Source organism: Rhodococcus zopfii NBRC 100606 = JCM 9919, from assembly GCF_001895025.1.
Classification (GTDB): domain Bacteria; phylum Actinomycetota; class Actinomycetes; order Mycobacteriales; family Mycobacteriaceae; genus Rhodococcus; species Rhodococcus zopfii.
Genome location: NZ_BCXI01000017.1, coordinates 104,222 through 118,560, shown reverse-complemented (window position 1 = coordinate 118,560; position 14,339 = coordinate 104,222). Strand labels below are relative to the sequence as shown.

Genomic DNA, 14,339 nt, shown 5'->3' with positions numbered 1-14,339 from the left:
GGACTCGCGCCCATTGCGCCTGGATCAGAACGGCAGATCCGGGTCCTGCGGCGGGTTGCGCCGCATCTCGTCCTCGATCAGTGCCGCCAGCTCGTCCGCGATCGGATCGCGGGAGGTCATCGGCACCGGCAAGTTGTCCTCGATCCGCTGCGCGACCAAAGCCTCTGCCAGCGACAGAAACCATCCCGGCTTGTCCAGCCACACTCGCTCGGCCACTCGCACCGCCGTGGGGTTCGGCTTCACGTTCTGTGTCCGCCACCGATCGGGGTCCTGCGCCGTCCGGGCCGCTTCCCAGTCCTTCTCGGCTTCCTGCTCGGCCCACGCCGCGAACTGCTCCCGCGCTTCCCGGATTTCCGGTGTCACTTGCGGGTACAGCTCGCCCTCCAGCACCATCTCCCGCGCTGCCCGCCACGCTGTTTTCTTGGCGCGTACCGCGTCCTGGTACGTCGCGTCCGGGGTCGTCGGGGTCGCCTGTTCGAACTGCTCGGCCGCGTCCTCGGTCATCTGCTGCAAGCGCAGTGCTTCCCGGTCGATCCGCTCCTGCTCGGTCGCCGGGTCGATCCCCAGCCACTCGACCAGAATCCGCCTGGTCTCGGCCGCGATCGTCAGGTCGATTCCCTCGACCTGCGCCCTGAATTCCTCGCTCTGCGGTGCCACTGTGTCCTCCCTGATCCTCGGTCTCGAACGTGTCCTGGTTGGCGTTCTCGTCCGCCACGCGACCTCCTCGACTGCGCCCGATTCTGGGCGGAGTTCCCCCCGATTCCGGGAACGTTTCAAGATCAATTCTATGCGATTACTGCCCACGAAATGCGTCTTGAACTGCGGTTACCCGACGTTCTACTACCCGGTCCGCGATGCCCGGGGAGCGGCCGCAGCGACCGCCACCACGACGATCAGCGGAAGAATCAGAAGCCCTCCGACGCCGGCCACCACCGCCCGAACCGGGCGGCCGTAACGGCGATACGACCTGTGCGCGCAGAAGAGCGCGGCCAGGATTCCGAGCACATTGAAGATGAGCAGCACAACCATTCGATCCCCCTACCTCGGTGGGCGTGACAGGCGCATCCGCCGTCTCGTCCAGCTGTGCCTACACCAGGGGGCCGACAGCGCCGCGGTCCGCATACGTCCGCAGGCCGGCACAGCCCGTCTCGATTGCTCGCTGTCGCCACCGGCTGCCATCATGGGGGTACAACGGACCGGATCGAGACGGAAGGGAGCACGCCGTGACCACACACGACGTTCGGGCACTGGTCGCACGGTGGCGTGCGCTGCCCACCGAGGAGAAGGTCTATCGGCGGCGCGCCGCCGTGGTCGATCACGTGATCCACAGCATGGCAATGGAAGGCGAGCCGGTCTCCGACCGGTGGATCGAGCAGGCACGGCACCGCCAGCGCGCCATGCTGGACTCGCACTGATCGTGCACGCACGGACCCGCGCAGCAGCGGTGACCGGTGGGTGAGCCGGCGGAGCCGGTCGATACCGGCAGCACCCGCCAGTTCGAGACGCTGTTCGGCACGAAGACCTACCACGAGGTCGCCGACCTGATCGCCGAGCCACTGCGCCGGCTGCTCGACGAGGTGGCCTCCGGTCACTTCGCCGACGAGGCGATGGACGTGGATCTGCTCCGCGAGTTCCATCGCCGGATCCTGATCGACGTGATGCCCGACATCGCCGGCCGGTGGCGCAGGAAGCCGGTCCGGGTGGGAGGCCACTATCCGCCGGAACACATTCATGTAGACCGGGAGATGCGGGAGCTGTTCCACAGCTTCACCGGCCGGCTCGACTGCTGCGCCGGCGACGTCGAGCGTCAACTCGAAGCCCTCGCCTACCTGGAGGCTCAGGCACTGCACGTGCATCCGTTCGAGGATTTCAACGGCCGAGCGGTCCGAGTGATGGTCGCCGAAGCCATGCGGCGGCTGGACTTTCCCGTCCTCGAACTCAGCGTCGAACGCGACACCGCCCAACATGCCCGGTATGTGGCGGCGCTGCGGGAATGGGATCAGCACAGGTCGTTGGCCCTGCTGTGCGAATTCTGGCGGGACGTTCGTTTCGCATCGCTGGACGATCAGGACTGAGGGCCCTGCCTGCGACGCAGCGTGGAGCCGGGGGAGTAGGGGTGCCGCCCGTGAGCTCCGGTCGAAGATGCTGGACACGCACGCACAGGGATCCCGAGGGAATACGAACGCGCCTGTGCTGCGGGTTAGGTCGAGGACCTCGGCCACAAGCGGAACAAGCGCCTACCGAGTGCGCAGACCCGAGGCGGTGGTGTCGAACTAGAGGCTTGGCCCATCGCGACGCAAGGTTGCATGCGTAGCGTGCATGCAATGCACGCATGCTTCCGGCAGCATGCGTCGACCCATTCCGTCGGGGACCCCGACACCCTCCCGGTAGGGGATGATCCGGTTCCGTCAGGGAAGCGCCGACGGGACTCCGGGCACGGAAGATGACAAGAGCCGGCCCGCACTGCGCAACCCCCCTGCACGGCGCAGTCCGAGCCGGCCGCCCTGCAGTGTCGCAGGCTCGGTCGAGATCGGCGAGATCGAACTGAGAAACCCCGCCGGAGAGAGTTTGGGGGGCAACTCCGGCGGGGCCTCGGTCACCGTGCAGGGGGATGACGGTGACACGAAAACTCTACCGAACGGACACCGACGCCGTGAGGTTTCCTGCCCGTACCTGCCCATGGCTGGGTAGCACCGGGAGTCGAACCATCACGCCCCGCGCGACGCTGCAAGCTCGTGCCGCCGGCCCGAGTCCGTGCCCGCGGCCGCGATCAAGGGGGGCCATTTTCGCCCCGATTCGGCACCCGGGTACTGACGTGCGCTGCGGTGTCGATCACGGCGCTGCGAGGTGAAGTGCCGCCGACCAGCTCCAACCGTCCATGATGGATAATTTCGTTTATCCATCAATCATGTTCCGGTGCAGTAGTTTTCGGTGGAACGACCGGACGAGAGATGCCGTGGCACCGGTTCCGCACGTCGTGCCGACACGCGGATTCGGTCGCGTTCCGGACTGCGACCGTCCCAGTCGATCGATCCGGCCGTGTCGGCGGCAGCGAACAGCGCCAGGGCAGCGTCCTTGCGGTGGCGCCGAATCCCGGGTGGTGCTTCTGCGCCGTGTCGCGCACTGTCGGGTACACGATCCTCGTTCCCGCCGGCAACGAGGGCCGGGTTGATGTCGTCGACGCTGCGCCGCGGGGTGAGGTTGTGGTCATGGTCGACCATGGGCAACGGCACGGACGCATTCTTCCGGGTCACCGGTTCGGGTCGTCGCACTGCGGCGCGTTCGGTTCACCGTACCGGCCGGCGTGGTGTGCGGACCGGGTCGATCGGTGGAGGCAGATCGTCGCCCGTCAGGTGGTGGGTTCGCGCCGTGGCGGAAGGGTGTCGGGGAACTCGTAGGAGCAGCCGATCTCCTCGAGCGACGGTGCGCCGGGAACGTCCCGGAACCACGACACGCACACATCCGCTGCGAGTGCGATGTCGCGGGTGAACAGGTACCCGTCGGTGCAGTCGTCGAAATGGTCGTCGAAGAACCATCGGTCCAGGTCCAGGGCGTCGACCGCGTGGCTGTCGAAACGCAGTCGGTCGAGCACCGTTCGGGAGCGACGTACCATCAGCACCCCGTCGGCGAGTACATGCACCTGGGAGCACACCACCGGCTCGTCCACATTGTCGTGGTCGTCGTCGAAGTGTACGTAGTCGCTCGGTCCGAGGTCGATGATCAGCCCCGTCGGCTGGTCGGTGAACGACTCGACGAGCCAGTCGATCATCCCGTCCCACGTGGCGATCTCCGGTACGTCGGTACTGTCGGCCACGGACAATCTCCTTCGGGTGCGTGCGGCAGGCGTCACGGTCACGTTATCGCCGCCCACCGACAACGCCGCCGCGCCGGGCACCACCGACGGGCCCGTGCATGTGCGCTCGCGCAGCACCTCGTTCCCGTGAGAGACTGCGCCGATTTCACATGAAAACCCCTGTGGCGCAATCGGTGCGAAACGCCGATAATTGAGATTATGTCAACTTAAACCCCTGCATATTGCATCCGATGCATCATTCGGCCTTCCCTGCGGCGTCGCTTCGGTACCTCGACTGCCGTGTGCAGACCGTCCGTGACCAGCGGAGAGGCAAGGTTCTGCGTTCCGGCTACCCGATACCAGTCGCACACCGCTAACCGCGCGTACGCGGCATACCCGCGAGTCCTACCAGGACGCCGGGCGCGAGCATCGACTGCAGGCAGGCTTCGCGGTGGTCGAGGCTGTCCCGTGCTCCCACCAGTGAAAGGGGCGCATGGGCTGGTCACAGTGTGCCGTCCCTGTCGTTCGTGCATGTCATAGTGAGCGCATGCGGTCGACCTGCTCGCTCTACATCGATGCCGGATATCTGCTTGCCTCGGCTGCAACTCGCGTGACCGGCACGTCGCTGCGCAGCGGGATTCACGTCGACTACTCCACGCTGATCAGCTCGCTGGTGGACACCGCGCAGGACCGGTCGGGGCTGCCGGTGTTGCGGGTGTATTGGTACGACTCGGCCCGCAACGGCATCCCCGACGCGCAGCAAGAACGCATCGGTGAGCTTGCCAAGGTCAAGCTTCGTCTCGGCCGCTTCGGTGTCAACGGCGAGCAGAAGGGCGTGGACCTGCGCATCGGCCTGGACTTGGTGGCTCACGCCCGCAACGGAGCCTCGGATGTGTTCTTCCTCGTCTCCGGCGACGATGACCTGACCGAAGCCGTCGAAGAGGCTCAGGTGCACGGAGTTCAAGTCGTGCTGCTCGCCGTCCCGACCGCGGTGGGCACCTCGCACGGGGTCAGCCGGCACCTGATCCGCGCTGCCGACGAGCTCGACGTCATCGACGGCGGCGTCGTCGATGCCGCGGTGCTCAAGGTCGACCGTCAACCGGTGCCCGCACCGATTCCCACGCCACCGGCGCCCACGCCCGCCGTGGTCCCGGCGGCCCGGCCGGCTGGCCGGACCCCCCTGGACGTGGCGGCGCGGGTATCGGCCTCGTCGGCCCCGCGCCGGACCAGTGTGCTCGCCTACAGCAGCACCACCGGCTCCCCCGCTCAGGTACTGCCGGGCTACGACCGCAACGACGAGACCGAGGACGAGCACGCGATCGACGAGGTGGTGATGCGGGTGCTGGCCTCGTTCCGGGAAAGCGCCACCGCCGACGAGAAGCTCGAGCTCGACCGGGCCAGGCCCTCGATCCCGCGGGAGATCGACCGGGCCCTGCTGCTCGACGCGTCCGTCGCGATGCAGCACTACGACCTGGACGAGGACAGCCGGTACCGGTTGCGGGCCCGCTTCTGGGAGAAGTACGACGAGGGCTGAGACCCACCCGTAGGCATCTCCCAGATCGTCCGCATCCGACCGGATGGTCGAGGTGCATGTCCGAATCCCCGCACATCCGAGAAAGAGGCTGCACATGGCAGGTGGCAGGAAGCGGAAACGCAGTCAGGACCCTGCACGGGTAGTCCGCACGAAGAACGCCGCGCGTCGCGTCAGCACTGCCGGCACCGCGCGACACCGGTATGTCATCAAACGCGCCAGCAGCGGCCGGTGGGAACTGCGCATCTACGAGCGGGAGACCGACAGCCCGAAAGATGCACCCGCGCCGTTCGCCTCGCACATCCTCACACGCGACACCAGAGCCGAATGTGCCGCCATCGCGCGTGCCTTCCAGAACCTCGGCGACAGCTACAATGAGTTCAGGAACGGCTACCGCAGCCGACTGGACCAAGCTGTCGCCGATGCCGCCGCGGCGTTGCACACGGAGCAATCCCGGTCGGCGCCCTCCGGCGCTACCCGCGCCCCAGCTTCCCCCAAAGGGGCTGGTATTGCGCCCCCGGCCCGCCACTCCGGTACGAGCCCCGTCCCTCACGGTGGAGAGAAGTCCCCGGCACGGCGACCCGGCGACGCGGCATCTCCTGCTTCTACTCGTGGGATGTCGCCAGCTGCACCCGATGAGCCACGGTCTCGTGACGACCACGTACCGTCTCGACGTCGGAACGGGGCGGTCCCTCCACCCCCGAGGGCGAACCCAGCGTTCGCGCGTGCCGTCGCCGAACGACTCCGTCGGCCGGTGTTCGTCGACGCACGCGCCGGGCACTACCACGCGCACGACCACTGCGTTTCCAAGAACACGGTGCAGCACCGGTGCACCGCGGAACAAGCTCATCACAGCCGATTGGCTCCCTGCCCGAAATGCACCAGGTCACTGGTGCGGTTCCTGAACCGATGCCTGGGAGTGATAACGGCCGAAACCCGCATGCGGCATCCGCTGCCCCCGTTGACACCTCATGCCGCGAAGCCGGCACCCAAGCGCCCCAAGAGTGCTCAGCGGAGCGCAGGACACTCCGATACCGGGCGCCGACACGATCGTGCGGGAGGTCAGGCACGAGAGATCCCCTACGGGCGGCCGTCCCGTGCCGACGATCTGCGATTCAATCATCGTTCACGTCTGGACTGGGGTAGCGCCTCGTACGGTCAGAACCCCGAAGAGTTCCTCGGCAGCCCTACCGACGACGACAACGACTGGCGCGGCAACAGCGCGCTCTACGAATAACGCTCCACCCCCCTTGGTGACTTCTGCGCCCTTTGCGACGAGTGACGGCCGGTCGTACCGTGCTGCTTCCGGGCGGTCCCTCACTGCGCCGCGCCGGTGTGCATCGCGTGGCGCGCAGCCGCGGGGTGCGGACTCTCCGCTACGACTGGGTGAATTCCTGCATCCAGTCGCAGAGCGGCGTGACGGTGGCATCCGGGTCGTGTTCTCGCTCCTGCACCGTTCGGATCACCGGCGGGAGCTCCTCGGGAACAACAGGTTCGACCTGAACGAACGGTTCCTTCGTTGGGGCCGCCAGGTGCCACTCACCGGAGATCTTCACCAGCGCCACGACCTTCTCACCCGATATCGCGGCACCGGTGTCGAACTGCAGGGCACCGACCAGCGCCGCCAAGGTCAGTTCGAACTCGTCGTCGCAGGCGTGACCGGAGCGCAGCACCACCGCGGCCGGGCGCGGAACGTGACTGTCCTCAGCGGCGAGAAACGCCCGTAGGTTGGCGCGCAGGGTGAGCACCGCACGCTCGGGCTCAGCCTCGTGTTCGGCGAGGGCCAGCGCCACCGGACGCAACTGCGGGTCGGGCGCAAGCAACGGCAGCAGCGACATGCGGCGCTTTTTGCGTTCACTCGACAGCAGGCGCCGCAGCCCCGAGAACTTCTTCTTCACCACCACGGCGACGACGGGCAGGTCGTCGACCAGCCGAGCCGCCTCCACCAGCGGATCGAGTCGTGTACCGACCGCATCGTCGGGTAGCTCGACCACGACATTGCGGTACGCGAAGTCCCCGTCACGGGTGTAGAGGAATACATCCGCAACCATCGAGCCCGCCTCCCTGCCCGGGGGCAGCACGAGTTCGATCCGGTCGAGCACCGGGCACACGGTGGACACCGCTCGGCGGGTTCCGATACTGCTCAGCACCGTCACTCGGGACTGGGCGGTCGCCGCCGTGACGGGCAGGGTGAGCCGGTCCGGCACGGCGAGTTGCAGATCGGCACGACTACGCACGACCTGCGCGAATTCCTCGGTCGAGACGTCGACGTCGCGGGGCCGAGCGTTGATCCGGTCGGGGCTCGAGTAGCCGTTCTGTCGGGCTCGACCCCACAGATTCTGCATGCGCATCCGCCGGTTCTCCGGATGCAGCGTGCGTTCGAGCATCCCCAGCAGACGACCGGAGCCTCGCTCCGGGCGTGGGGACAGGGTCCACCACGACAGGCGGCGGGCCAGATCACCGGCCACCGCCGGCGCCCATGTCGCCGACCCGAGGTAACCGAGGGCGCTGATCCACGCGAGGTACCGCGGCATCTCGTCGATCGCGCGCCGGAAGTCGGCCAGGGACATCCCACGTGGGGGCTTCGCGTGGAGCCTACGGGGATCGCGCAGCGCCAGATGCGCGGCCGCCAGGCAGAATCGAGACCCGAAGTGGCTGCCCAGACGCGAGGTCACCCGCCGCGACCACGACGAGAGCGCCTCCTGGACCACCGCCTCGTAGGTTCTCTGATTCACCGGCCACTCTCGAAGCGAGCGAACGCCGCCCGCCGTCATCTGCAGCACGTACTCCTCGGCCTCGGCCGCGTCGGCGGGGACCGGGACTTCGGCCAACGCAGCCAGGAGCTCGGCGGCGGACTCGACATCGATCATCAGCCGTGAGGTCAACGCACCGATCTCCGTCACCGCCAGGCCGTCCTCGGATTCGGTCACAAATCCGCGGCGGACCAGGAAGTCGAGGGCCTCGTCGACGTCGTAAACCTCACGGGCCTGGGCGTAGGCGAACGTCTCCTGAAACCAGGTCGACGCGTCGGATCGGTGTCGGACCGACCGGAGCAGGATCTCGGCAAGGACGGTATCGGCCAGCCGGTCGACAACCCGGCTGCGTGCTGTGTACCCGTCGGCGAGTTTATGACGCCAGAGGGCCTCCTGGTCGCGTGGTACCAGCATGAACCCGAACCCCTCGGGTTCCTGCCCGGCCCGTCCTGCCCGGCCGAACATCTGCTGAGCCTGACTAACCTCCAGAGCAGAGATTCCCAGCTCGAGATCCCGGATCACCACGAACCGGGCGGGGGTGTTCACCCCGGTCGACAACCCGGACGTGGCGACGAGAACGCGGATGTCTCGCTCCTTGAACGCGGTCAGCGCGCGCCCGGCCCGGGGCGCATCGCGAAAGTGGATTCCCACCCCACGCGCGAAGGCCGCATCGATCAACTGTTCGTCGTCGACCTCGCGGAACTCGACGCCGGCAACAAGCGCCGCGGTGCGTCGCACCGCGTTCTTGCTCCCACAGAAGACCAGGACACCGCCCTCTGCCGTCGCGGCGCCGCCGCCGACGGTCATCGACTGCCCGGCAGTATCGACCAGCTCGCCGAGCAGATCCCGCAGAGCCCGGTCTTTGGCGGCTTCGTGCAGCTCCCGTCGTTCCTCGACCGCCGGGGCGTCGTAGGCGACGAACTGGGTGTTCAGGATTGTCGGCCGCCACGCCGACCGGATCAGCTGAGCACGAAACCAGGAGGCGAGCTCGTCGGCATTGGACACGGTCGCCGACAGCGCCACGATCCGGGTGCGGGCTTCGGCGGCACGCAACCGGGCGATGAGCGATTCGAGGGTGGCGCCGCGTTCCGGATCGCCGACGAGATGCACCTCGTCGATGATCAGGCAGCCGACGCTGCCGATGAACTCGCGCAGCGAGGACCGCCGGTAGAGTGCCTCGAACTTCTCCGTCGTCGCCACCCACAGTTGCGCCTTGCGGACCGCCTCACTGGACATGTTGGTCTCGCCGGTCAGTTCGATGGCACGGATCCCGTGCTCGTTCCACCGCTTGGCGGTCTCACCGATCTCGGCGGCCAGAGCGCGTGCCGGCAACAGCCACACCGCCGGCCTGCCCTCTCCGACGATCGACCGCAACGCCGCAACTTCCCCGATCAACGTTTTCCCCGCGCTGGTCGGAGCCACCACCATCACATGCCCCGGACTCGACAGCACCACGGGCACGGCCTTCGACTGCAACGGATTGAGCCGGTCGTAGCGTGTCAGGAACTTCTGGAAATCCGGGGGGATCAGCACCGAACTCGGTGTCCACTCCCCCTCGCCGACGCTGACCGCCTCCCGATTGTCCAGCAGCGTGCGGAAACCCGCTTCGAGGTCGTCGATCTCCTCGGGGGTGTCGAAGACCGAGCCGGAGTTCTGGTTGCGCTCGATCTCGGTACGCGTGAAGTTCATCGAGTGGGTGACCGCGATGTCGTCGGCGATCAGCTCTTTCTCGTGGATGTACCGGACGCTGGTCAGGGAGATGTCGGCGCGGCGCAGCTTTCGCAGCACGGCGTCGTTGGACGCTTCGGGCCGGCAGAGCACCAGGACATCGACACCGCGCTGCTTGGCGGCGATCACCGCATCGAGGAGACGACGAGCCTGAGGGGAGGTGTCCCACCACGGGATCTTGATCCATACCCTGCGCTGGGCCGCGGTGATCAGTTCGAGCACCGTGTCGTAGAGGCTGTTCCCGCCGTCGTAGGTGGTCACACGCAGCCGCCGCACCGCATGCCCTCCTCGACTGCCTGACACCGTTGCCGTGCAGGTCAGACTACTGTGCCCGCCATGCGGCGGTGGTGGCGGCTCCACGCGGTCACGACGTCGGTCCCGTGCACCGGCAGCGGCGACATCCACCGGACGTCCTGAAAATGCTCACCACGCTCGCAGCCCTGCACGGACAGGTCCTCGACGACATTCGCCGCAAGGCCGGCGAGAAGCGGGACCAGCGCGGCGGCTTCGCCGACCGGACTTGATCGACCGAGGGCCCCGGATCCAGGCCGGTTCACCGGCGCCACCGCACCAACACCGGTGTCGTCACGCCGTGCTCCCCTCGCGCAGCTCGAGTTCGCGACGCAGGAACGCGACGTGTTCCTGACCCGGATCGAGCTGGTAGTACGAGAGTGTGATTGCGGCGGTGCCGGCAGGTCAGGACGAGCAGGGCGTCTGCTGACAGGACGCCGTCATGTCGGTCGCTCTTGCTATCGTGGCAGCAGGTTCCAGAGTGGCAGTTGTCGGTACCTGGCCGGCTGCCCGGCAACCCCGTCTCCATCGACTGTGGGTGCCCCAGGGGAAGAACCGGTTCGCGCGGTAACCGCCGGCGGACAAGTCGATGGAGGCCCACGCCTCCGGAAGGTAGAGGGGCGCGATGTCTTCGCACCACGACAGCGACACCTTGCGAAACGCGCAGGCGAAGTGGGAACCGATCCCGCCCGCCCGTCGGCGCGAATGGTGCCGGGTCCTGCTGGAGTTTCCGCCGATCTGGCTGGGCACGATCCCCATGATCGCCACCCAGACGGCGGTGCTCGACGGCGGGTACACGAACATCACCGACTGGGTCGACCTCGCCAAACGCGCCGAAACGGTGGGATTCACGCCGCACACCTGGCTGATCTTCCGGCTCGAACTCGACCGCGGCTATTTGGCCTTGGAGTTTCCGAACCATCCCGAACATCGCCCGAAGCGGCCGGGAAACGGCGGTCACGACACGACGATCGTCGACCCCGAGGACTTCGCGGCCTGGCCGAAACTGTACGAGTCGGGACACCGCGCCAGCGCGGCGACCAGACGGGTGTTGTCCGGCGAGGTTCCGGGCTTGTCCCCCTAGGTCCTCGCAGCATGGGTAGGTGCTTGGCCGCCGATCGGCGAAGCCGTCATCTGCGCTATACGCAGAGTACGTACTGCGTGTCCATTCTCGTCGACTGCCCGGTCACGGCCGATAGCGCTTCGTATTCCGCCTTCGGCGCCGAGGGACAGAGCTAGAGTGAGCCGCCGACCTTCCCGTGGGACAGGAGGACACGCCTGTGGTGCAACGACTTCGGTCCGGTCCCGTGACCATGGCGATGCTGGTTGCGGCGACGCTGGTGGCAAGCGGATGCGCACTGCTCCCCGGTGCCGGTCGTTCCGACGAGGCATCGGGGACGCCGGAGCCGTCTTCCTCGACCTCGGTGGCTCTGTCGGACAGCGAAGCTACCGACGTCCCGGTCACCGACGCCTGGACCGTGGCCGTGCCGCCCGGTGCGGGGCCGGCCGACTCGACCCTCACAGTCACCCCACTCGATGATGCGGACATACCCGGTGTTCTTGCCCGCGCGGAAGTGACCCTGTCCAGCGGTCAACCCCAGAAGCCGCTGACGTTCAGATACCGACTACCGGAACCGCTCCCGTCCGACGAACAGCTCTTCCTGATCAGTTACGACGCGCACGCGTCGAACTCGGCCGAACCCGCGGCGACACAGGTGATCGAGCCGCAGATCAGCCCTGATCGCCGCACCGCGACAGCTGAGGTCACCCACCTGAGCATCAAGGAGTGGCTGGTGGCACGCGTCGAAGACGCCAACCACTTCCTCACCTCCGCGGCGGGCCTGCGTGCACGCCCGCCGTCCTGCCCATCCCAACCTCGCCCGAGATGGATGGACGACGTCGTGTACGTAGAGGACAGGAACGCACCCATGCTCGTGTGCACCGGCTCCGACCCCCACGATTCCGACACCGCGGTCGTCAAGATCCGCAACAATCGCGGCGTTGCACTGATCGTCACCGCACCGGTCACCCCGACCTGGGCGTTCGTCGATCTGCATTCCGGCCAGATCAGCGCCCTCACAGCGGAAGTACTGTCCGCCACCACAGACGCGATGGGCGTGCCGGCCGACAGACGCTCCCGCACCTGGGTCCTGCCGCCCGGCGGCGGCGTCGACCTCGGATTCACCGAACAATCCCTGGCGCCACTGAACGGCAGCTCGACGATCACCGCGACCGTGTCGACCTCGTCACTGGCGTACGGCGTCCTATGGAACGCGATCGAGGAAGCCGCCGACGATCCTGCCGTCTTGACGGCCCTGGAACTCGGTGTCATGGGCGTGTGCGTCACCGACGGGCTCACCACCACCGTCAGCGCTGCCGACCTCGGTGCCCTCACCGGCGGAATCGCATCGCTCGTGATGTGCGGCGTCGAGAGAACCCCCGACATCCTCGCCGAGATTCAGGGCCGACTGTCGACTCAGATGTGGGATCAGCTCACCGAGAAGGGCATCACCCGCACGGCCGCCGTCGTCGCGGGCAAACTGATGGCGCTCCTGGGGATCGGCAAAGCCACCGTCGTGGCCGGCGATCTGATCTCGACCCTGGCGCTCTCCAGCGGCGCCTACGAGATCACCCTGTTCACCCAGGTGAAGCCGCCGCCGGCGACCGCGGAATCCATCTGTGGGGGCAGGGTTGAAGACACCCGCAGCGTGCCTCACCCGCACCTGGGCACTGTGCAGGTCTCCACCGTCCTCAATGGCGAACCAGGTCTTGATGGAGGCGGATGCGTCGCGGCCATCAGCTCATCCGGACAGATCCTGACCCGGGTCGATCTCGCCGTCTACGGCGACGCACTGGACTTCGCCGAGCCCACCACGGACGCCACCGGCAACGTCTTCCTCACCTACAACCCCGGGCGATACAACGGTGTCCTGACCCTCGTGCCCCACGTCGACGGCTTCGAGACGATCGAATGGGATGACGGATCCGGACCGAACTACGCGAGCACCAGCCACGTCTATTACTACGCCGAGCTGGAAGGGCCGGGGGCCGATGGGCAGTACACGATTCGCCAGTTCGACAACGACTGCAACCCCAGCTGCGCTGCGGGCACCATCACCGACCGGATCCTTCGCTGGGACGGACGCGCATACTCGTGACCAACGCGTTGATGTCGAAGAATGTGGCGTCGCCGAGCTCCGCAGGGGCGTCCCGACGTCAGGGAACGTTGTCAGCGGATTCCCCTCGAAGACACCCGCGGCGCCCCCGATCCCCGGTGCGTAACCGTGGGCCTCGTAGTCGAGCGCGGCATACCGGTTACCGGCACCTGCAGGCGACCAGTCCCCCAATCCCCGCCCTGTCCCCCGCGACACCGCGTTCTACAGGCCCACTGCCGGGAGCTGAGCGAGCAGGTATGCCAGATCGTCGCGCACGACGACACCGAGCGGTTTCTGCGTCGGTAGACCCAGTTCGCTGACGATGACCGCGACCAGTGTGCCGGCTGGGTCCTCCTTGCGGAACCCGTCGATCACCGCGGCGACCGACACGGTGCGCGCGAGGTGGACGACCAATTCGGTCGGCTCGACAAAGTCGAGCACTTCTCGCACCAGAACCTGATCCACCAGGACCTCACCGGCGTCGCTGATCTGCGCCGCCAGCCATCGGGCGACGGCGTTGGTGGTCAACAGGCCGAGGTATCGGCCGTCCTCGTAGACAGGCAGCTGAGAGTACGAATGCTCGGCCATCTCGTACAAGGCGTCGCGAAGCGGCTCGTCCGGGGCCGCGGTGCTCACCACCGGTGCTCGCAGGCACCGTCCGATCTGGGCTGGGTGGAGCAGCTCGTGGTGGATGCGGCGCAGTCGGTCGACGGTGTCCGGGCGCGGTGTAGCGATGGGAACGTCGCCGCGGTACGGATGGTGGACGATCGCGTTGCGCAGATCCCGGAACGCGGTGAGGGCGGGTTCGTAGCGGCGGACAAGTGCGTCCCGAGTGCGGGTTTCGGCGATGATCTCGCCCATGGTGCGAATATGCCCGGGCAGCGAGTACTTGTGTCGTAGATGCTTTTCGATGTCGGCCCACAGGTCGAGAAACTCGCGGGCCGGATCCTGAGGACTCGATGCGTCCATCCTCTCATCGTGATCCGAGGCCGACGCCGCCGTACTGGATTCGGGTGCTCTCGACCGAGACGAGATCCTGCCCGGCACACGGTGCCGGCCGCCGACCCGTCAGGACGTTCGGCGGTCGC

11 protein-coding genes and 1 riboswitch are annotated in these 14,339 nt (G+C 67.2%); of the genes, 5 read left to right on the top strand and 6 right to left on the bottom strand.

What is annotated here, in order from left to right:
* Positions 1–24: 24 nt before the first annotated feature.
* Positions 25–657, bottom strand: a complete 633-nt coding sequence (locus RZ1_RS13245; protein WP_029547294.1) for a hypothetical protein — start codon at positions 655–657, stop codon at positions 25–27.
* A 183-nt stretch (positions 658–840) separates the two neighbouring features.
* Positions 841–1,029 carry a hypothetical protein gene (locus tag RZ1_RS13240; RefSeq protein ID WP_037202561.1) on the bottom strand — a complete coding sequence of 63 codons (189 nt, stop codon included), beginning with the start codon at positions 1,027–1,029 and terminating at the stop codon, positions 841–843.
* Positions 1,030–1,223: 194 nt separating this feature from the next.
* On the opposite strand from RZ1_RS13240, the gene RZ1_RS13235 reads away from it, so the two are divergent.
* On the top strand, positions 1,224–1,415 hold the full coding sequence (locus tag RZ1_RS13235) for a hypothetical protein (protein ID WP_029547292.1): 192 nt from the start codon (positions 1,224–1,226) through the stop codon (positions 1,413–1,415).
* A gap of 36 nt (positions 1,416–1,451) precedes the next feature.
* A complete protein-coding gene (locus RZ1_RS13230) occupies positions 1,452–2,075 on the top strand; it encodes a Fic family protein (RefSeq protein ID WP_072812484.1) in 624 nt (207 codons plus the stop codon).
* Positions 2,076–2,906: 831 nt separating this feature from the next.
* Here RZ1_RS13230 and RZ1_RS13225 read toward each other — a convergent pair.
* Positions 2,907–3,233 carry a hypothetical protein gene (locus tag RZ1_RS13225; protein WP_139281835.1) on the bottom strand — a complete coding sequence of 109 codons (327 nt, stop codon included), beginning with the start codon at positions 3,231–3,233 and terminating at the stop codon, positions 2,907–2,909.
* Between the two features lie 116 nt (positions 3,234–3,349).
* Positions 3,350–3,814 carry a hypothetical protein gene (locus RZ1_RS13220; protein ID WP_072812481.1) on the bottom strand — a complete coding sequence of 155 codons (465 nt, stop codon included), beginning with the start codon at positions 3,812–3,814 and terminating at the stop codon, positions 3,350–3,352.
* Positions 3,815–4,340: 526 nt separating this feature from the next.
* Here RZ1_RS13220 and RZ1_RS13215 point away from each other — a divergent pair.
* On the top strand, positions 4,341–5,327 hold the full coding sequence (locus RZ1_RS13215) for an NYN domain-containing protein (RefSeq protein ID WP_072812480.1): 987 nt from the start codon (positions 4,341–4,343) through the stop codon (positions 5,325–5,327).
* A 1,373-nt stretch (positions 5,328–6,700) separates the two neighbouring features.
* On the opposite strand, the gene RZ1_RS13205 is transcribed toward RZ1_RS13215, so the two are convergent.
* A complete protein-coding gene (locus RZ1_RS13205; RefSeq protein WP_072812476.1) occupies positions 6,701–10,081 on the bottom strand; it encodes a DEAD/DEAH box helicase in 3,381 nt (1,126 codons plus the stop codon).
* Positions 10,082–10,569: 488 nt separating this feature from the next.
* A riboswitch (SAM riboswitch) is annotated at positions 10,570–10,690 on the top strand.
* A gap of 31 nt (positions 10,691–10,721) precedes the next feature.
* On the opposite strand from RZ1_RS13205, the gene RZ1_RS13195 reads away from it, so the two are divergent.
* Together RZ1_RS13195 and RZ1_RS13190 are read left to right on the top strand one after the other, a co-directional pair.
* Positions 10,722–11,180, top strand: coding sequence for a mandelate racemase/muconate lactonizing protein (locus RZ1_RS13195; protein WP_072812475.1), 459 nt, complete (start codon positions 10,722–10,724; stop codon positions 11,178–11,180).
* 196 nt (positions 11,181–11,376) lie between these two features.
* Complete coding sequence (locus RZ1_RS13190) at positions 11,377–13,254, top strand: hypothetical protein (RefSeq protein ID WP_139281834.1); 1,878 nt, start codon at positions 11,377–11,379, stop codon at positions 13,252–13,254.
* 219 nt (positions 13,255–13,473) lie between these two features.
* On the opposite strand, the gene RZ1_RS13185 is transcribed toward RZ1_RS13190, so the two are convergent.
* Positions 13,474–14,220, bottom strand: a complete 747-nt coding sequence (locus RZ1_RS13185; protein WP_072812471.1) for a CBS domain-containing protein — start codon at positions 14,218–14,220, stop codon at positions 13,474–13,476.
* Between the last annotated feature and the right edge of the window lie 119 nt (positions 14,221–14,339).